Genomic DNA, 20,412 nt, shown 5'->3' on the forward strand with positions numbered 1-20,412 from the left:
TATTTTGTTTGTTATAAAATATTTTTTTGTTCGTTCCATTTTGTCTCTGGTATTTTTGTTTGATTTTCCGTAAACTAGAGCAGAAAGGAATGAAACGATGGATATCTATTTAAAAAAAGCAATCTTGCATATTATTGATCGAGAAACAGGATCTCCTGTATTTTCACAACAAGAACTGGATCTTACGAAAGATTTTGTCAGGGACTTTCTACAAAAGAAGATCCAAAAAATCTCTTCTGCACAAACTAAAACAGGGCAACTCACTGAAGAAAGCCTATTTTCTCAAAACTTGAAACAGTGTCAAGAAAATTTTGTCGAAGAAAGTGAGCGTTTAGTCCAACGGTGGTTTGACATCTATGCAGAAAGTGAGGAAGCACCTAGTGCAGATGTTTTCGTTGTCTTGTATGAAGTAGACACTGTGATGTATTTAGCTTTATTGAAAGTGAATTATCGTGATGCTTATACTCACTATGTGGAAGCAGATGAAGCCGGTATTGACAACCGTTTGATTTTGAACCGAGCGATCCTTGGCTCAAAATCTCAAAAAGCAGATGAAGCCTTAGCAGTCAATCTGACAGATCTGACGTATGAGTTGATTGAAAAACGCTATGAGTTCTCTGGTAAAAAAGAATGTTACTTTTCGGGAAAAGTGATTGAGAGCGTCCCGGCACCTTCTTTGGAAGACAACGTCAAAGTGATAAAAAAAGTGGCGAAGCAGCTAGGCAAGAAGTTTGAAGCAGAAGAATTCGATATCATGGCGGACTTAAAAGAAGCTGTGTATGATACGATCGAAGAAAAAGGTAGATTGGATCATGAAATGATCGCGGAGAAAGTATTCAAAGAAAATATCACTGCCAAGTTAGCATTCCAAGAAGAAGTCAAAGAACAAGGCTTTATTCCAGAAGCACCACCAGTGAAAGAAGTACAAGAAATCTCAGAGAAAAAATTCGGAAAGCAAAAATTCCGTTTATCAAATGGCATTGAATTGATTGTACCAGTAGACGTTTATCGTAACCCGGATCTGATTGAATTTGTCAATAATCCTGATGGTACGATCTCTGTCATGATTAAAAATGTGGATGAAGTATTGAATCGTCTATAGTTTCTTTTAGATGAATCAAAGAAACCAAATAAAAGTGAATAGTAAAAAAGCAGTCAATATCCACGAAGATCGTTTTTCAAGTCTTGTGGGTGTTGACTGCCTTTTTTGTGTTGTTTATTGTAAACTGGTTCATTGATCTAATTGATCTAACGCTTTGTCCGGCACTTGAGAAGCTGTTACTTCTTCCCAACTGATGACGCCTTTACGTGAATTGACTTTTAGTTTTAAATAAGCATCCATTTTTAAAGGACGATCTCTCGCTTCACGTAAAGTGACTGCTTTTTCTTCTCCTTGTGCGTTGTAAGCATTTTGGTCGTATACATAAATAGAAACGTCCATGTCATTGTCTGCTGAGTCAACTTCTTTTTCTCCGTTAGTGGTGATTTTTGTATAATAAGTTTCACCGCCATAGAAATAATCATAAGCGATAAAGCTTCCTCCTAGGAAAATTCCCAATACAATCAATAATGCTATCAATTTTTTTATCATTTTTTTCACCTCGGATACTATTATTCAACAAAATCTATTATTCGTCTATCGAAAGTCCAAAATTTATCGTATTTATATATAATAATGGCATATTCGCCGTTTTATGTATAAAATACTTAAGTTTTCTGTGAGAACATTTTTCAAAGTTGAGCTTACGATAATCGAATTTTAGGAGAGCTAGTTGCTTTGCTTAAAAAAACACAAATTATATAATAATGTTATGAAAGGTGGTATTAAAATGGAACTGTATTATTTAGTTGGTTTGTTTGGTATAATTTTTGGACTTTATGTGTTAGCAAAAAGAAACAATAAGATAAAACCATTCTTTTCCAAATTAACTTTAGCATTTTTGGTTGTATACTTGATCTGGCGTCTTTTCTACACGATCCCAAATGATGGCGTGATATCATTAACTTTCGGTCTTATTTTATATGTGGCAGAATTTATTGGTTTATTTGTGTATGGTTTTTTTATTTACTTGTTTTCTAATAAGTTGTCGAAAGAGTCCATGAGAGTTCATTACGATGAGGAGCCATTTCAACCAAGTGTAGCAGCGTTTATATGTACGTATAATGAGGATAATAAATTAGTGATTGCGACTGCTTTGGCTGTCAAAGCGTTACGTTATCCAAATAAGAAAATATATATTTGTGATGATGGTCATCGTGAGGAATTGAAAGAACTTGCAGAAAAATACCATATTGGTTATCTGACAAGAGAAGGTAACGAGAACGCAAAGGCAGGAAATATCAACTATGCACTTTCACAAACAAGTAGCGACTTGATTTTGCTTTTAGATGCTGATTTCATCGTTAAGAAAAATATTATTTACGAGGCTATCGATTATTTTAGAAATCCAAAGGTTGCGTTAATTCAATATCCTCAAACTTTTTATAATAAAGATCCCTTCCAATTATTGAGAAAATCATTTTACAATGAACAGGAATTATTTATGCGTTTTTTAGAACCAGCTCTTTCACGTGAAAATGCGTTGATCCATATCGGGACCAACGCTATCATTCGACGCAGTGCTTTAGAGGAGATAGGTGGCGTCCCAACAAAAAGCATTACTGAAGATATGGCAACAGGGATGTTATTGCAAAATGCTGGTTATGAAACGATTTTCATAAATAAAGCTTATGCTTTGGGAATCACGCCTTATACAGCTCGAGAGCTGTCCTCTCAACGGACACGTTGGGCCCAAGGTACAAAGCAAATATTTGACCATTTTAAACCACGTAAATTTAAAGGGTTATCTCGTATGCAAAAATTGTGTTACTATAATTCTTATTTGTACTGGTTTACTTCATTTCAAAAAATCATTTTTTTATTAGCACCAACTCTTTTTATGGTCTTTGATATATTTATTGTTCGAAGTAACAACAATCAGTTATTATTGTTCTTTTTACCACCGTTTGTCATGATTTCTCTTTCGTTTCGGTTGTATGTTCCTAAAATCAGGAATCTTACTACTTCGCATATCTATGATTGTTTTGTCGCGCCGATCCATACTAGAGCATTGATCAAAGAGTTCTTTCATTCGGAAAAAAAATTCAAAGTGACAAAAAAGGAACTTGTTGACAGTCAATCATTTGATTGGCGAACAGTTTTTCCTCATATGTTACTATTTGGTTGGATCGCTTTCGCCTCTATCGTTGCATTGTACCGACTTTATCGAGGAGAAGGATATGAAACAGGCTATATTGTGACACTTCTATGGTCAGTGTATAACCTCTATGGATTATTCTATGCGATTTTGATTGGTAAAAATCGAACAATTGAAAGCGACAGTGAAGCATTGAGCATTGTAACAAAGAAACAACTAAGTTATCTATCCCAATCATTTGAGATGTATCAAATGAGTTATAACGGATTTAGACTTCGTTCCAAAAAATTAGTTACTCCCACTTTTACACCTGGGAAAGCTTATTTATTTATGGATGAGAAAACTGGACTTAGAATCAATTCGATATGTAAAGAAAATCATGGGAGATATGCGACTTTCTCATTTAACAATTTGACACAAGCTTCTGCAGAAGAACTTGCAAGTTACTACAGTGATCAGTTGAATGCAGCAAAACAATTAGAATTCGATATGGAAACCGATACTTTACAAAGTTGAGAGTATGACTATTACTAATAGAAAACGAACGCTGTCAATAATAACAATAGCGTTATGACAGAGGTCGTCACAGAAGTATTTAGGCTCGAGAAATAAGACGACAGCTACGTAAATTGTTCTTCAAATTTTTGTGGCTGCCGTCTTATTTCCGAAGAGTTTACTTCTGTCCCCGCTGTATATTCTCTTTTAGATTATGCGTGAAGACTAATGTCCCACTCACTTTTTATTGAAATAGTGTATCGAAACACTTTAATTGACTTTGACCAATTTTGACGTATAATAGGGTTTGTTCATAACTTACAAAAAGTAAGTGTAGATGATTTTTTTGAGTTTATACTGAAAAAACTGTTATGGACGATGAGCTGAAATCATTCAGTGCATAAGACTATTTAGGAGGTTTGTTAATTATGGCAAAAGAACATTTTGATAGAAGTAAACCACACGTAAACATCGGAACCATTGGGCACGTTGACCATGGGAAGACCACATTGACTGCTGCAATCACGACAGTATTAGGGAAAAAAGGCTTAGCAAATCCTCAAGATTATGCAAGCATTGATGCAGCTCCAGAAGAACGTGAACGTGGGATCACCATCAACACAGCACACGTAGAATATGAAACTGATAAACGTCACTATGCACATATCGATGCACCAGGACATGCGGATTATGTGAAGAACATGATCACAGGTGCCGCTCAAATGGATGGTGCGATCTTAGTTGTTTCTGCGACAGACGGACCAATGCCTCAAACTCGCGAGCATATCCTTTTGTCACGTCAAGTTGGTGTAAAATATTTGATTGTATTTTTGAATAAAGTTGATTTGGTCGATGATGAAGAATTGATCGATCTTGTAGAAATGGAAGTTCGTGAATTATTGAATGAATATGGTTTCCCAGGTGATGACACACCTGTCATCAAAGGCTCTGCATTGAAAGCATTGCAAGGTGACCCAGAAGCAGAAGCTGCGATCAATGAATTGATGGAAACAGTGGATGACTATATCCCAACACCAGAACGTGATACCGACAAACCATTGCTTTTACCAGTTGAAGATGTTTTCTCAATCACTGGTCGCGGAACGGTAGCATCTGGTCGGATCGACCGTGGAGCTGTTCGTGTCGGTGATGAAATCGAGATCATCGGAATCAAACCTGAAACGAAAAAAGCGGTTGTGACAGGGGTAGAGATGTTCCGTAAAACGTTAGATTATGGCGAAGCTGGAGATAACGTCGGAATCTTGTTACGTGGTATTCAAAGAGAAGATATTGAACGTGGTCAAGTAATTGCGAAACCTGGTTCAATCACACCACATACAAAATTCAAAGCGGAAGTTTATGTATTGACGAAAGAAGAAGGCGGACGTCATACACCGTTCTTCAATAACTACCGCCCACAATTTTATTTCCGCACAACAGACGTAACAGGTACGATCGTGTTGCCAGAAGGAACAGAAATGGTTATGCCTGGTGACAACGTAACCATCGACGTAGAATTGATCCATCCAGTGGCAATCGAACAAGGAACGACTTTCTCTATTCGTGAAGGTGGTCGAACTGTCGGTTCAGGAATGGTAACAGAAATCGAAGCGTAAGTATTTATATAAAAAAATATAAAACCTGTGGACAAGGTATTTACTTGAATATCTTGTCCAATGGTTGTAATAGAAGTGTTAATCACCGATAAAAAAGCGAGCAAACTCGAAAATTTCTTTGAATTTTTGGGTTTCTCGCTTTTTTTTGTGGGGGGAATCTTCGAACAACATTTTATGAGATTCTGGAAGAATAGATGAATTAGAAATTTGAACGTTCAAAGGGTTGAGCGAAATCGATGATTTTATTGGGGAAATTCGCTCAGTAAATAGTGCAAAGGGAAATTTTCGGTTTGCGCCAGTCATGTATTTAGAGTATTCTCTAAAACATATTGACCAAATGCCACAGTCTACTTTTGAAGAAATCATCAAAAAAAATGTAGAGATGAACATCGCTCATCCTTTTCGTGAAGAGAACGGTAGGAGTACTAGAATTTGGTTAGATCTCATTTTGAAATCGGAGATACAGAAAGTGGTTGACTGGAATCTAATTGACAAGTCGGATTATTTATCTGCAATGGAACGTAGTCCGATCAATGACTTAGAAATCAGCTATTTGATTTCTAACGCGTTGACAGATAAGATTTCCGATCGTGAACTGTATATGAAAGGGATCGATGTGAGTTATTTTTATGAAGGTTACTCTGAATATACGATTGATGATTTATAACAGAAGGAAAAAATGTTTTATGAATAAACAAAGTACGCCTGATTTTGACTAAAACAGCAAAATCAGGCGTTTTTTTATTTACGGAACCATTTTTTTAAGCCATTCAAAGGTTTTGTTTTTTGATCAACGGGCGCATTGTCAATGATCAATAACGTGATCATTACATAAGCGATCCAACTATCTCTTGAATAAAGTGTATAGCGAGATTTCCAGTTGGTGGCATATTTATCTTTGTATTCTCTCAACCCTTGAAAAGAATAGAAATGTGAGCCAAATTCATAGACTAGATAAGCAATCCGTTCTTGAATGAAACTTTTTCTTGAAGTCCCAACATTAGACAAAGGAGCCATACCCAAATTGAACCATCGGATATTTTCCTCCTTCATATATTCAAAAAGATGGATGAATAAATAGTCCATGCTGCCGGAAGGGGCAGTATCTGGATCATAGCGCATCAAATCAATCGTTCCGATCTTATCATTCGTATAAGTCGGCATGATCGAAGCGAAAGCGACCAACTCATCTTGATCGTTTTTGACGACTGCAATCGGTGCTCGCTGTAAATAGTCTTCTGAGAAGAAACCTAATGAGAAGCCTTTTTCTTTGCGACTGCCTAGCCAACGATCAGAAATGGTTTTAAGCTCAGCCATTTGTTGGGATGAATATGGGGGCTGAAGTACCTCAAACGTGAATCCTTCTCGTTCGATGCGATTCAGTATCGCACGTGTGCCTTTCATTTTTTTCCCAGAAGTCGTGAAGTCGGCTAACGAAACATGGCCTTCTTCGCCCATTTTGATAAAATCATAGCCAAATTCATGAAGGATCATAACCAGTTCTTCGCTCGTTTCATAAAAGACTGGCAAGTAGCATAAGCGATCTGTTTCTGCGATAAAGGCTTCGATCGCTTCTGGAAAATCTTCTTTTTTGCCTGAGGGATCGCCCATCACCACACACTTATTGTTATAACTAGCAAATTGTAACAAGACGGTTGCTTCCCCGTCTTTTTCATAGGTAAACATCCGTTTATCTTTCAAAAAAATCAGTTGACTATCTGAATTACCGCCGTAAGTTTCTAAAATCGTGGTGGCGACCGCTTCATCTAACTCTTGTCCAACTTGTGATTTTTTACCTTGGAGATAGTGGACAAATAAAATCATGATAAAGGCTACTGCTAAAATTGCTAGAAAACCAGACAACCAAATTTTTTCTGATGGAAATAGAAAAAATGAAATAAACCGATGATTACGATGTGGGAAAGTGGGCATATTATAAACACCGATCACGATATATAAAACGGTCAATGCACCTATGATCAACCCATCGATCGTCAACCATTCCCACGAGTAGATAAATTGATCTCTGAACAATTCATTACGTGAAGCGATCACGATACCTAATAGCAATAGTAAGAAAATAATGCCAGTAGTGCTTAGATCATTCAGTCCAACATAAATTAATGAAACAAGGATCAAAAAAATGGTTGGCCAGTAGACACGCTTGACTCTGGCTGCGATGCCTCGTCCCATAATAACAAACAAGAAGCCTAACAATATGCTTGGAAATTGCATAATAAAATGCATCTTTATAGGATTGATATGATGCAACCAACGAAACTCAGTAAATGCTTGCGGGATCGTTGCTGAAAGAACCAACATGATGCCAGAAAAATACATTAAGATCACCAGGATCTTCCGGGCAATCTGGGTCGCTAATTGCTTTGGAATACCAGAGTATCGTTGGTCAATCGATACACCGACATTTTTAAAGAAGAATACTAATCCAATGAAAAATGGAATAAAGTAATAGAAGATCCGATAAAGCAAGATCCAGATCACAACGGTTTCTTTAGGGATACCTAGAGCTGATAAACCAAAGATCATCATCACATCAAAACTACCGATTTCTCCTGGGATCATTGAGATGATCCCGATAACTGAAGCAGCGATAAATAGAGGGATTGTTTGCCATAGATCGATGGGGATCTCCATCAAATAGCCGACTGCAAGAAAGGTTCCTAAGACACCCGTCCATTCCAATAAGGAAACGAGTAACAATTGCCCTTGGGATTTAATTGAAAGACCACCAACATAGCCTTCTTTTTTGATCGTGGTAAAAATAAAAACGATGGGGAAATACAAACCACCGGCAATCAACCAAATCCAATACTGTTTAAGAAACGGAGCGACAGGAGTAAAGAAGACCATAAAAAACGAGACTAAACTATACAGAGATAAACCCGCCATCAAAAATAAAAATACTTTAGATAAAGCTTGCATGACTTGTTTGCTATCTTTTCTTTGACCGTAGAGTTCGGATCGTAAACCGATACTGACAAAGCCACCAAATCCAGCAATGTTATTAATGGTATTGATCATCCAACTTGTTTCAAATAAATATAATGGCTTTTGCTTTTGATTTAGTAACTTGTTGAAAATCAAATCATATCCAATCATGGGTAGAATAGAAATCAACCCAATCAAAAACATGACACCAATTTTCCAGAGTGGGATCGTGGAAAATGTTTGAGCTAGTTGGTCCGCAGATAACAAAGTACTGATTGTCATCAATTCACGAATAATAATCACTAATACAGAAATCAAAAAAATCGTTTTGATAAGTCTCAAGTGGCTTTTGAACCACTGAATGATTGGCTTGAACAAAAAATCACCTACTATTTTCAAATTTATTTTGTCAAGAAGTCTAAAACTTCTTGATTGAAGCGTTCTGGGTTTTGGCGAGCTAATTGGTGTCCTTGTCCTGTGACGAGAACAAATGAAGCATTAGGGATCGTTTTCGCTAAATAAAGCGAATGTTTCAGTTTGATGACATCTTTTTTACCGACGATGATCAGTGTTGGGCAATTGATTTTTTCTAAATGTTCTGTCGTGAGGCCAATATCATGAAGCAATAAATCGATGACCAATAAATGCTGACGTAAATGTGGCTGGAACAGTGCGCGCAACCAAACAAAGAAATAGTGAAAAGCACTGAGTAGTCGTGAGGACCAGAGAACCCCATTCAACCGTGTATTACCCGAATTTAAAATCAAGCGATTGACCCTATCTGGATAATTGCTTGAAAAAACTAAGGCAAGATTGGCTCCATCACTAAATCCCAAGATATTCGCTTGTAAGATTTGTTCCAGCAGCATGACTGTCAATAAATCATCTGCCATCAAACGAAAATTCAATGTTCCTGCTTGATTTGTCGATTGTCCATGCCCGCGACTATCGATGAGATAGATCGTAAAGTATTGTTCTAAAACGGGCACTTGTTCTGAAAAGAAATCACCGCTCCCGTCATTTCCATGAAGTAGCAAGAGGGGAAATCCATGTCCACTTTTTTCATAATAGATGTCAGTACCATCTGCCATTTTTGCAAATTTCTTTTCTCTTTTCACATTTATCACCTACTATTTTGAATTATAACGCTCTTTATCTATTTTAGAAATCGAAACTCTATAAAACGAACGATCATTTTCGTAAGATGAAAGGGAAAATGAAACATTCATTTTTTATTAAATTAAATAAGAAAAAACAGAGAAAAAATAGCCAAGAATGAAAAGAAATAGTAAGATAAAAAAAGATGTCAAATAGCTAGGTGGGTTTGAATGAAGAAAAAAAGAAAATCAATCTTCCGTATGATCGTAGGTCTATTTGTCTTCACGATTCTGGCAACGATTCTTTTTCTATTCGGTAGAACATATCAATCGATCAAGCGTGTAGAAAATTATCAGCCAGAGATTTCGTCAGCATTAGAAAAGTATCAAATGCAAGAACATGAGAATCTAGTGAAGGCAATCATACTTACTGAATCAAGAGGAAATGGTGTCGATTTGATGCAAAGTTCGGAAAGTGCCTATGGACAGATGGAGGCGATCACGACACAAGAAGGAAGTATTGACCAAGGAGTCAAATACCTCTCAGAGATGATAGCTGAGGCGAAAGCATTAGGTTGCGATCTGGCGACAGCGATCCAAGCGTACAATTTTGGCAAAGACTATATTGCTTACGTCAACAAAAGAGGCGGGAAGAACACGGTCCGTTTAGCCGAAGAGTATTCTAGGGATGTGTTGAGTCCGCTTTTAGGCAATGACAACAAAAAAACCTATCGCTATTGGCGAATCCAGTCATTATTGTATAATGGTGGGTATTTATACCATAATGGTGGTAATATGTTTTATGCAGATGTAGTGAAGATGAACCAACAGTTTCTTGAATGGTATGAAAATATTTTTTAAGCCTGTTGGATCGAACCAACTGCAAATCAAAGCAAGACGAATAATGAATACAATGAATGGAAAGAAGGAGTGCTTGGACGAGTGGAAGAAAATCAAAAAGTAATGGAGAAAAGAGAGAATACAACGAAAGATTGGGGATTAAGATTTTTCAAAGGAATGTTTATCGGCTCAGGATTTATCTTGCCGGGAGTGAGCGGAGGAGCTTTAGCAGCAGTATTTGGAATGTATGAGCGGCTGATTTCTTTCTTAGCACATATCACTAGAAACTTTAAAGAAAACGTCTTATTCTTTTTACCAGTCGGCTTAGGTGGTGTCACTGGTGTATTCTTGCTGTCTTTTTTAGTCAGTTTTTTACTAGGGGCCTATGAAACAACGATTTTGTGGTTCTTTGTGGGATGTATTGCTGGAACGGTGCCCGCTTTATGGAAAGAGTCAGGGAAAAAAGGCCGAAACAATACAGATCTCATTATTATGGTTGTGACATTTATTTTAGGTTATCTTTTCTTGTTATATGGTGCCCGTTTATTTGATGGGCAAGTAGAACAAAATGTCTATACCTGGATGATGGCAGGCGGTTTGATTGGTCTCGGAATGATCGTTCCTGGATTAAGTCCATCGAATTTTTTAGTTTATATGGGACTGTATAAAGCGATGGCTGATGGATTTAAAGAAGTGCGTTTAGAAGTGATCATTCCTATTGCAATCGGCGGAATCGTGTGTGTACTAGGTCTTTCCAAAGTAATGGATTTTATTTTCTCAAAAGCTTATAGCAAATTATTCCATTTTATTCTAGGCATTGTTTTTGCATCCACGATCATGATCATTCCTACAAATTATAGTGGACTTGGCATTTTAGGTATCTTGGCATGTCTAGTGTTATTCATTGCTGGTGCTGCACTAGGCTGGTGGATGAGCCGTTTAGAAGAGCAGTATAAGTAGAAGAAGCACAAGAAGAAAAGTCACGTGATCGTTGTATTCAATCAGCCAAGTTCTTGATAGATGGTTCGAAGAAACGATTCTCTTCTGTGATTTTTCTAGGTGAAGTATATGGTGAGATAGAAAAATAGAAAACAGATCCGCTGTTTTTTGATTTTTCTATCTTTTTTTAAAATTAAAAAAACGAGTTGTTTTTAATCGTAGAAACAGCTAGACTAATTGAAGTGATTATTTTTGAAAGTTGGCGTGATATGGAAATGAAAGAATTAAAGGGACTTACAGAAAATGAAGTGAGCCAAAGACGTGCCTCTGGTCAACAGAATGATTACCAAGAGGATGCTACAAAAAGTACGAAACAAATTTTCAGCGATAATATTTTAACATTATTCAATTTTTTGAACTTAGGAATAGGACTATGCTTATTACTAGTTGGAGCCTATTCAAACATGGCTTACTTAGCAATTATTTTTGTAAATATCACCATGGGGATCTATCAGGAAATCCATGCGCGTAATCTTGTGCGCCGATTATCAATCGTCTCACAGGCGGAAGTAACCGTCATTCGTGATGGGAAAGAACAGATGATTGCAACGAAAGAACTAGTTTTAGGCGATCTTGTAAAAATCGGTGCGGGTGAACAGATTCCTTCAGACTTGCAAGTGATCAGTGGTCGGGCAGAGGCAAATGAAGCTTTACTGACCGGTGAATCTGATTTGATCGTCAAAGAGTCAGGAGCAGAATTACTTTCTGGTAGTTACCTGACTAGTGGCTCTGTCTTTGCTACAGTTATCCGTGTTGGGGCAGATAATTATGCTGTCCGCTTGACCAACGAAGCAAAAACACACAAGGAAATTCATTCGGAACTTGTGGAATCGATCCGCAAAGTATCTAAGTTTACAAGTTTTGTGATCATTCCTTTAGGGATCATCTTATTCTTGGAAGCTTTGTTCATTCGAAATGCGTCGATCCAACTATCAGTCGTTGCTTCTGCGGCGGCCTTACTGGGAATGTTACCAAAAGGATTAGTGTTATTGATCAGTATCGCATTGACGACTGGTGTAACTAAACTAGCGAAGAAACGAATCTTAGTCCAAGATATGTATTCGATCGAAACATTGGCACATGTAGATACATTATGTCTTGATAAAACAGGGACGATCACCGAAGGAAAAATGAGCATCCAACGAGTCGAACCCTTAAATAAAACCTATGAAAAAATGATTCCAACCATTATGGGGACATATTTAGCTGAAAGTAGCGATAACAATATCACAATGCGTGCGTTGAGAGAGTATTTCGAGATTTCTAATCGTTACGATGTCGGAGAAAAATTAGCCTTTTCATCTGACCGCAAATGGGGCGCAATGGAATTTCCTGAACTAGGTGTAGTCTATGTCGGGGCTCCGGAACGGTTAGTGGCAGACGATCAGTTGCCGGAAAGTTTAGTGGAAGCCCAGGCCAACGGGTTTCGTGTATTGATGTTAGGTCTTGCTCCCAATCAAACGTTGTCTTCAGGCGATCCTCAAGGGGTTGAACCGATTGCTTTGTTTGAAATCGATGATCCTATCCGTAAAAACGCGCAAGAAACCTTAGCTTATCTACACGAAGAAGGGGTAGACTTGAAAGTGATTTCTGGAGACAATCCTTTTACGGTGTCAAATATTGCGCGACGTGCTGATTTGCCCAACTATCAATCGTATGTTGATCTATCTGATTTGACAGAAGAAGCAGAAGTCAGAAAAGCGGCGCATCAATATACAGTTTTTGGGCGAGTGAGTCCGCAACAAAAGAAACTCTTAGTCAACGAACTGAAAGCAAGTGGACGAACAGTTGCAATGACTGGAGATGGCGTAAACGATGTATTGGCTTTACGTGAAGCCGATTGTAGTATTGCGATGGCAGAAGGAGACGGAGCGACACGACAAATTGCTAATCTTGTCTTGTTAGATTCTGATTTTACGACATTGCCCGAGGTATTGTTTGAGGGACGCCGAGTCGTGAATAACGTAACGAAAGTTTCAGGTATTTTCTTTATTAAGACAATCTATTCATTTATCTTATCGATTTTATGTGCAGTGACGGCTATCGGATTCCCATTTATTCCGATCCAGATCACGTTGATCGATCTTGCTATCGAAGGGTATCCATCTTTCTTCTTATCATTTGAGAATGATAAACGAAAAGTCGATTATCGCTATCTGCCTACTGCGCTAGTCAATGCATTACCTAATGCATTGCTTGTTGCTTTCAATACTGTGGCGATTTACCTGATCGGTCACAACCAAGGTTGGACATCTGGTGAAACAACGACATTGATGTATTATTTATTGATTGGGATCAGCTGTCTGGCAGTGATCAAAGCCTGCTTGCCATTCAATCTATTACGGATTTTCTTAGCAGTCACCACAGTGGTCGGTATTTATGTTGCTGCGATGCTTTTCCATCATATATTAGAAGTCAATCTTGGGTTAGGAAATACTTGGACATATTTTGTTGGCTTTATGGTTTTGAATGTGTTATTACGTTTAGGATATTGGAAATTAGGCATACAAAACAAATTATTGAATAAAGTAAATGCAAATAAAACTCATCATACTCAAGTGGAAGAAAATGTCATATAATCCAGTATCTATCACTTGAAAAAGTATAGGAATATGGTACAATGAAACATGTATAATTGTGTCCTTTAAAATCGCACTGATTTTCGTTAGTGCGATTTTTTACCGGTTATTCTCCTGAAATGTCTTGTCGATGAGTATGAGATATCAACTAATGCAGGGGGTGAGAATATGGCTCAAAGGATCCCTCAAGAGACCATTGAGACGATTCGTAATCAAACGAATATCGTTGAGGTGATTGGGCAATACGTCCAGTTGAAAAAATCTGGGAAGAATTATTTAGGTCTCTGCCCTTTCCATGAAGAACGTACTCCTTCATTTTCGGTTGCGGAAGATAAGCAGATTTTCCATTGCTTTGGTTGTGGAAAAGGTGGGAATGTCTTTACGTTTCTTCAAGAATTGGAAGGTCTGTCTTTTCCAGAAGCAGTGGTCAAGGTCGCTGATTTAGAACAGATCCAACTCGAAGATCAGTGGCGACAACAAACGCTGACTACTCAAACCGGAGATTCAGCTACTGGTAAATTGATCGCGGCTCATGAAAAAGCAGTAGAAGTTTATCATCACATGTTGTTGCACACAAAAGTAGGTGAGCCAGCGTTAAATTATTTACTCGAACGTGGTCTGACCACCGAGTTGATCGAAGAATTCAAGATCGGTTTTGCGCCAAATGAACGCTCATTTTTACAACAAGTGTTCCAAAATGAAGACTATTCTGAGGAAGTATTCAAGCAGTCCGGCTTGTTTGTGACACATGATGATGGACGGATGTCGGATCGTTTTTATCAACGGATCATGTTTCCTCTTCGTAATGGTCAAGGTCGGACGATCGGGTTTTCTGGTCGTTACTTGGCTAGTGAACACGATGCAAAAGATCAACCAAAATATTTGAACAGTCCTGAAACGGATCTATTCAACAAAAGACAAGTCTTATTCAACTTAGACAAAGCACGTAGTGAGATTCGCAAGTCGGGTGAAATCTTACTATTCGAAGGATTTATGGATGTTATCGCTGCATGGCAAGCGGGTCTCAAGACTGGTTTAGCCTCCATGGGAACAAGTCTGACGACTCAACAGATCCAGCAGATGGAAAAACTGACAAAAGAATTAGTGTTTTGTTATGATGGTGACCGTGCGGGTGTAGAAGCTACGAACCGAGGCATCGAACTACTGCGTCAAAATAGTCGAATGCAATTATCTGTCGTAGCGATCCCAGAAAAACTCGATCCAGATGAGTACTTGAGAAAGTATGGGGAAGAGGCTTTTCAAGAATTAGTTTTACACGGACGAGAAACCATTTTTGCTTTTAAATCGCGTTATTTGAAGCAAGAAAAAAATCTGGAAAATGAAAAAGATAAAATTGAATATCTTGAAGCGGTACTAAGTGAATTGAGTAAAGTTGTTTCGCCAATCGAACAAGACATGTATCTAACGCAGTTATCAGCAGAATTTCAGCTGAGTCGAGAAACGATGCAAAAACAAATACGTGATCTGCGCCGAAAGAATCAACCAACCAAGCAAGAACAAGCTCAACCAACGACAGAGCAGGTGTCCGTAAAATCTGGAACGATCAGACAAAAACGCCCACTATCTCAGGTTGAAAAAGCAGAACAAATGCTATTGTATCGAGCGTTCAAAGAACTTGCTGTGCGTAATCTACTCAAGGAACAAGGCGTTCAATTTATTCATGATACTTATGCAGAAATCTATTTTTTATTTGATGCGTTTGTATCTCAAAATGGAGAATTCAAACTTGCGGAGTTTTTAGACTTCTTGCAAGATGAAAATTTAAGGCGGATAGTGGTCGAGATCGAATATATGCGAATGGCTGAAGAAAGTACGCCACGTGAGATCCAAGACTTACTGAGAGTGATCAGTAAATCGGGCTTAGCTGAAGAAATCATAACAAAAAAACAGATGCAGCAAGAAGCACGACGTACTGGGAACAAACAGTTAGAATTGGAATTGACGATTGAGATCATCAATTTAACGAAACAGTTAAAACAAGCCGAATAGCTACTTAAAGGGGGCCTTCTTTTATGGCAAATGGAACAGATGTTAAAAAATATGAAGCAGCAGTGGCAGCGTTCATTAAAGAAAATAAACCAAAAGGGCAAGTGATTTATGATGATTTATCAAATAAACTTGCGACACCATTCACTTTAAATGCAGATGAAATGGATAAGTTGATCCAAAAAGTAGAGGACGCAGGTATCAGCGTCGTTGACGAAAATGGTGAACCATCGATCCATAGTCTGAAAAGTGCTGAGAAAAAAGCAGAACAAGCGAAAACAGAAGATCTTTCTGCACCGACAGGCGTCAAAATCAATGATCCTGTTCGGATGTACCTCAAAGAAATTGGCCGCGTCTCCCTTTTAACTGCAGAAGAAGAAGTAGCATTAGCATTGAAGATCGAAGAAGGTGACCAGGAAGCGAAACAACGCTTAGCTGAAGCTAACCTTCGTTTAGTTGTAAGTATTGCCAAAAGATATGTGGGTCGTGGGATGCAATTTTTAGATTTGATCCAAGAAGGAAATATGGGATTGATGAAAGCTGTTGAAAAATTTGACTACCGTAAAGGGTTCAAATTTTCTACCTACGCAACTTGGTGGATCCGTCAAGCGATCACACGTGCGATTGCTGACCAAGCCCGTACGATTCGTATTCCAGTGCATATGGTGGAAACCATCAATAAATTGATCCGTATCCAACGTCAATTACTACAAGACTTAGGAAGAGAACCAACGCCTGAAGAAATCGGTGCTGAAATGGATCTTCCTACAGAAAAAGTACGCGAAATCTTAAAAATCGCTCAAGAACCTGTCTCATTAGAAACACCAATCGGTGAAGAAGATGATTCACATTTAGGTGATTTTATCGAGGACCAAGAAGCAACTAGTCCTGCGGAACATGCAGCGTATGAATTATTGAAAGAACAATTAGAAGATGTCTTAGATACTTTGACAGATCGTGAAGAAAACGTCTTACGTTTGCGTTTTGGCTTAGATGATGGCCGTACACGTACGTTGGAAGAAGTAGGTAAAGTCTTCGGCGTGACTCGTGAACGTATTCGACAAATCGAAGCAAAAGCATTAAGAAAACTTCGCCACCCATCACGCTCAAAACAATTGAAAGATTTCTTGGAATAATCAAGAAATAATTTTTTAAACAAAAAAACAGATCATTTTTCTTGAATGATAGAAAACCCTCAAAGTAGGAGATCTCTCCAGCTATTGAGGGTTTGTTTTTTATCAAACAATTCGACTAACTTTCAACAAAGGTCCGTTTAAACAAAGTAGCTCATTACGGTCGTTATTTATTTTTTACTGAAAGACTTATTTGTTTTTTTATAAAATCCTTAGGATATCCTATTGGCGTGTGGATTAGATTATGGTAGATTTAATGGTAGCGAAAACCTAGTAAAGGAGCCGATCGCTAAGTGATAAAAAAATGTCCAAAATGTGGATCAGAAAAAATCAAAGATCAATCAAAATGTCCAGAATGTGACTTTGAACCACAACAAGATGAACTGACACAATTACCCCAAACAGATGGAAATCAATCGTTAGACGAAACAGCTGAGGAAGTTTATCCAGACAGTATCGTAAATGATCCAATCGAGTGGTCAGAACTAAAAGATCTACCGTTGGAGTCTGTCATGGAGTTGTTTGACTCAAGTGACACGAGCACTGAGTCAAAGGATGATCAAGTAGATAAAAAAGAAAATATCAATCTTGGCAAAGAAAAAACAGAGACAGATCACTCTGCTACCTCTGAGCAAAGAGAAAAAGCGCAGCAGAAAAAACGAGTAGCTGAATTAAAAGAAGCAGTAAACAATGAAGAAGAAAATTCCATTCTAGCTGCTTACATCAAGGCGCATCGTGAAGATACGACTGAAGAACACGCAAAAGAGCTGCTTCGAATGATCGAAACGGCGGCAGCAACGGGTGAGGATTCAGTCGACATTCGCTTGTCGGAAAATACAACGGAGCAAGTTTCTCCTGAAAAATCTCAAGAGGATGCAATAAAAGAGCCACCAGTGGAAGAACCAACAGAAGAAACGATCATTGAAGATACTGTGGTCGAAGATTCTTCAACAAGTACAGAAGAACAAGTAGACGTAATTACAAATATAGAAGAAACTGCCCCAGTTTCTACGGAAGAACCTGTAGAGACGACTGAACCGATCGAAGAGGAAAGTTCTAAGGTTGAGAGTACGAAAGCTGCTTCAACAGATGCACCGCAACCAAAAGAAGCTCCTGAAACAACTGAACTGGTGGAAACACAGCCGAAACAGACAAAGGTTGAGGAACAAGAAACAAGCAATGCGTCCATCAAAAAAGAAGAATTGCCAAATGATCGAGGATCAAAGAAATCCAAAAAAAGATTATACCTGACGAGTGCGGCAGTGCTTTTACTTGGTGCAGGGGGTTGGATGTATTATGATCATCAGCAAAAAGTCCAAGCAGAAATCGCTGCCGAAACCCAACGTAAACAAGATAAAATGGCTGATTTACAATCAGATTTAGCTGCGTTTTATTCAGATGATGATGAACAGTTCATTCGTACAAGTATGATCAATCAAGACTTATCAAAATTAAGGGCATCATTGAATGAGGTCAAAGATGAAAAAGGGTATGCAGATCTGGAAAAAACCTTTGAAGATATCCAATCAAAGATCAAACAGATCCAAACGGTCAATGAATGGTTTGTTACACCAGTTATCGCAGATGATCAACTGATCGCAGAACCCAAATTGAAAGCTGACCAAGCGATCCAAAGTTTTGAAACAGAAGATACAGCATTTGGTCAATTGATCGACAAAGCGACAGATGAAGCAACTAAACAGTATCAACAACTTCAAACAGCAAAAGAAAAAACTGCTGTGATCTATGCAGATGGTCAAGTAAAAGATTCAGCAACGAAAGAGCAGTACGACACAGCAAAAGCAGAAGTGGCGAAAGTAAAAAATACAGAATTAGTCAAAGCACTTGTGACCGAATTGGACAAAGTCGATGAAGCTTTGACGAAAAAAGAAGAAGCGAAGAAAGCCGAAGAAGCAAAGAAAGCTGAAGAAGCGAAGAAAGCCGAAGAAGCGAAACAAGCGCAGGCGCAGGCTGAAGCGCAAGCACAAGCACAAGCTGAGGCAGCTGCTCAACAAACTGAGGCGACACAAACAACGCCAGCGACTAACTCCGCAAACCGTCCAATCATGGAAACAAGAGCCAGTGATGTCGCAGATGCTTCTAATCCTGCTTGGAATTGGGCACCAGGAGTCAAAGAAAGTGTGATCGCAACAAGTATTGCACGAGGCTACATCGTAGAGGGCGGCTATCGATTAGAGAAAGCTCGCATCGAAAACGGTGAAGGATACTACAACCTTTATGCGACTTCTACTAAATCATCTTTGATGAATGGTATCGGTGAAAGTGCTCTACCATTTTATATTGTCACAATCAATTGTAAAACTGGTTGGTTTGGTGGGAACGGTAGTAACTAGATCAGTGGTAGTTAGCTAGAGTATAGTTATATCAGCCTGATTTGCTATTCCTACAAAGCAAAACAACAATGGTCCAGAAGCAATTTTTCTTTCTATCATAGCGTCAAAAATAGGCCTTAGAATCCAAAAATATGAGGATATTTTCGGGTTTTATGGCCTATTTCAGTCGAACACTGACGGCTTAAGCTTTTATGGAGAATCTCTATCTATAAACATGGCGTTATGTTATGATAGCAAAGAAATGTTGGAATACAAAGGCCTTTTAGAAAAGGAGAAAAAGATGAACGAATTATTAGCAAATGTCTTTACCGCAATGGTGATTGACGAAAATGAAAAAAATTATTTTGTCCAAAAAAATGGACAAACTTTCCGTTTGAGCAAAGAGGAGGGAGAGCATACGATCGGCGAAGCAGTCGAAGGTTTTGGTTATCAGAATCAAAAACAAGAGAATCGTTTTACAACGGTGATCCCGAAGAGTCGCATTGGTCATTATGCTTTTGGAACAGTCACTTCTTCAAGAAAAGATCTAGGTGTCTTTATTGATATTGGTTTACCGGATAAAGATTTTGTTGTTTCACTGGATGAGTTACCTACAATGACTGAGTTGTGGCCCAAAAAAGGGGATCAGTTGATGATCGCTTTGCGCGTTGACGCGAAAGATCGCATTTGGGGAAGCCTAGCAGAAGAAAGAATCTTCAAATCACTAAGTAAGCATGGTTCAGAAGAATTGAAAAATAAAAACATCTCAGGAATCGCTTATCGTTTGAAGCTGACTGGCACGTATCTGCTGACGGATGATTTTTATATTGGGTTCATCCATCCTTCAGAACGTTACCGCGAACCACGTTTAGGTGAAAAATTAGAAGGACGCGTAGTTGGGGCTAGACCTGATGGTGTGTTGAATATCTCTTTGAAACCACGTGCACACGAAGCGATTTCTGATGATGCACAAATGATCTTAACGATTTTAGAACGTTCAGCAGATCAACAAATCGCATTCACTGACAAATCAGATCCAGATGAGATCATGCGTGCCTTTGGGATCAGTAAAGGGGCATTTAAGCGAGCAATTGGTAATTTATTGAAACAAGGATTGATCAAACAAGAGGATGGCGTGACGAAACTAGCGAAAAAATCTAATTGAGA

General features: G+C 38.3%; 13 protein-coding genes and 1 pseudogene. 11 read left to right on the top strand and 3 right to left on the bottom strand.

What is annotated here, in order from left to right:
• The first annotated feature begins 97 nt into the window (after nt 1-97).
• Entirely contained in the window at nt 98-1,102 is a 1,005-nt protein-coding gene (locus tag HZ311_RS13195) for a nucleoid-associated protein (protein ID WP_010735799.1), read from the top strand.
• Nucleotides 1,103-1,231: 129 nt separating this feature from the next.
• Here the strand turns inward: HZ311_RS13195 and HZ311_RS13200 are convergent, their stop codons facing one another.
• Nucleotides 1,232-1,588 (bottom strand): YxeA family protein, encoded by a 357-nt coding sequence (locus HZ311_RS13200; RefSeq protein WP_175401361.1) that lies wholly within the window; start codon nt 1,586-1,588, stop codon nt 1,232-1,234.
• Nucleotides 1,589-1,829: 241 nt separating this feature from the next.
• On the opposite strand from HZ311_RS13200, the gene HZ311_RS13205 reads away from it, so the two are divergent.
• The 3 genes and pseudogenes from HZ311_RS13205 to fic all read left to right on the top strand — a co-directional run.
• Entirely contained in the window at nt 1,830-3,713 is a 1,884-nt protein-coding gene (locus HZ311_RS13205) for a glycosyltransferase family 2 protein (protein ID WP_023519459.1), read from the top strand.
• A gap of 407 nt (nt 3,714-4,120) precedes the next feature.
• Complete coding sequence (tuf, locus tag HZ311_RS13210) at nt 4,121-5,308, top strand: elongation factor Tu (RefSeq protein ID WP_023519460.1); 1,188 nt, start codon at nt 4,121-4,123, stop codon at nt 5,306-5,308.
• A 178-nt stretch (nt 5,309-5,486) separates the two neighbouring features.
• Nucleotides 5,487-5,975, top strand: a pseudogene (fic, locus tag HZ311_RS13215) (protein adenylyltransferase Fic); the annotation flags it as partial.
• A 74-nt stretch (nt 5,976-6,049) separates the two neighbouring features.
• Here the strand turns inward: fic and mprF are convergent.
• Nucleotides 6,050-8,635 carry a bifunctional lysylphosphatidylglycerol flippase/synthetase MprF gene (gene mprF, locus HZ311_RS13220; protein ID WP_178946743.1) on the bottom strand — a complete coding sequence of 862 codons (2,586 nt, stop codon included), beginning with the start codon at nt 8,633-8,635 and terminating at the stop codon, nt 6,050-6,052.
• Nucleotides 8,636-8,658: 23 nt separating this feature from the next.
• On the bottom strand, nt 8,659-9,375 hold the full coding sequence (locus HZ311_RS13225; RefSeq protein WP_178946744.1) for an alpha/beta fold hydrolase: 717 nt from the start codon (nt 9,373-9,375) through the stop codon (nt 8,659-8,661).
• Between the two features lie 210 nt (nt 9,376-9,585).
• Here HZ311_RS13225 and HZ311_RS13230 point away from each other — a divergent pair, with 210 nt between their 5' ends.
• The 7 genes from HZ311_RS13230 to HZ311_RS13260 all read left to right on the top strand — a co-directional run bounded on the left by HZ311_RS13230 (nt 9,586) and on the right by HZ311_RS13260 (nt 20,410).
• On the top strand, nt 9,586-10,215 hold the full coding sequence (locus tag HZ311_RS13230) for a lysozyme family protein (RefSeq protein ID WP_023519464.1): 630 nt from the start codon (nt 9,586-9,588) through the stop codon (nt 10,213-10,215).
• Nucleotides 10,216-10,317: 102 nt separating this feature from the next.
• Nucleotides 10,318-11,154, top strand: coding sequence for a DUF368 domain-containing protein (locus tag HZ311_RS13235; protein ID WP_041684401.1), 837 nt, complete (start codon nt 10,318-10,320; stop codon nt 11,152-11,154).
• Nucleotides 11,155-11,402: 248 nt separating this feature from the next.
• Entirely contained in the window at nt 11,403-13,772 is a 2,370-nt protein-coding gene (locus HZ311_RS13240) for a cation-translocating P-type ATPase (RefSeq protein WP_178946745.1), read from the top strand.
• Nucleotides 13,773-13,940: 168 nt separating this feature from the next.
• Nucleotides 13,941-15,782: a DNA primase gene (gene dnaG, locus HZ311_RS13245; protein ID WP_137072163.1), complete on the top strand. Its 1,842-nt coding sequence runs from the start codon at nt 13,941-13,943 to the stop codon at nt 15,780-15,782.
• A 23-nt stretch (nt 15,783-15,805) separates the two neighbouring features.
• Entirely contained in the window at nt 15,806-16,915 is a 1,110-nt protein-coding gene (rpoD, locus tag HZ311_RS13250) for an RNA polymerase sigma factor RpoD (RefSeq protein WP_010735787.1), read from the top strand.
• 290 nt (nt 16,916-17,205) lie between these two features.
• Complete coding sequence (locus HZ311_RS13255) at nt 17,206-19,266, top strand: cell division site-positioning protein MapZ family protein (RefSeq protein ID WP_178946746.1); 2,061 nt, start codon at nt 17,206-17,208, stop codon at nt 19,264-19,266.
• A gap of 280 nt (nt 19,267-19,546) precedes the next feature.
• A complete protein-coding gene (locus HZ311_RS13260; RefSeq protein ID WP_010735785.1) occupies nt 19,547-20,410 on the top strand; it encodes a CvfB family protein in 864 nt (287 codons plus the stop codon).
• The last annotated feature ends 2 nt before the right edge of the window (nt 20,411-20,412 follow it).

This window comes from Enterococcus mundtii, assembly GCF_013394305.1.
GTDB classification, from domain to species: Bacteria; Bacillota; Bacilli; order Lactobacillales; family Enterococcaceae; genus Enterococcus_B; species Enterococcus_B pernyi.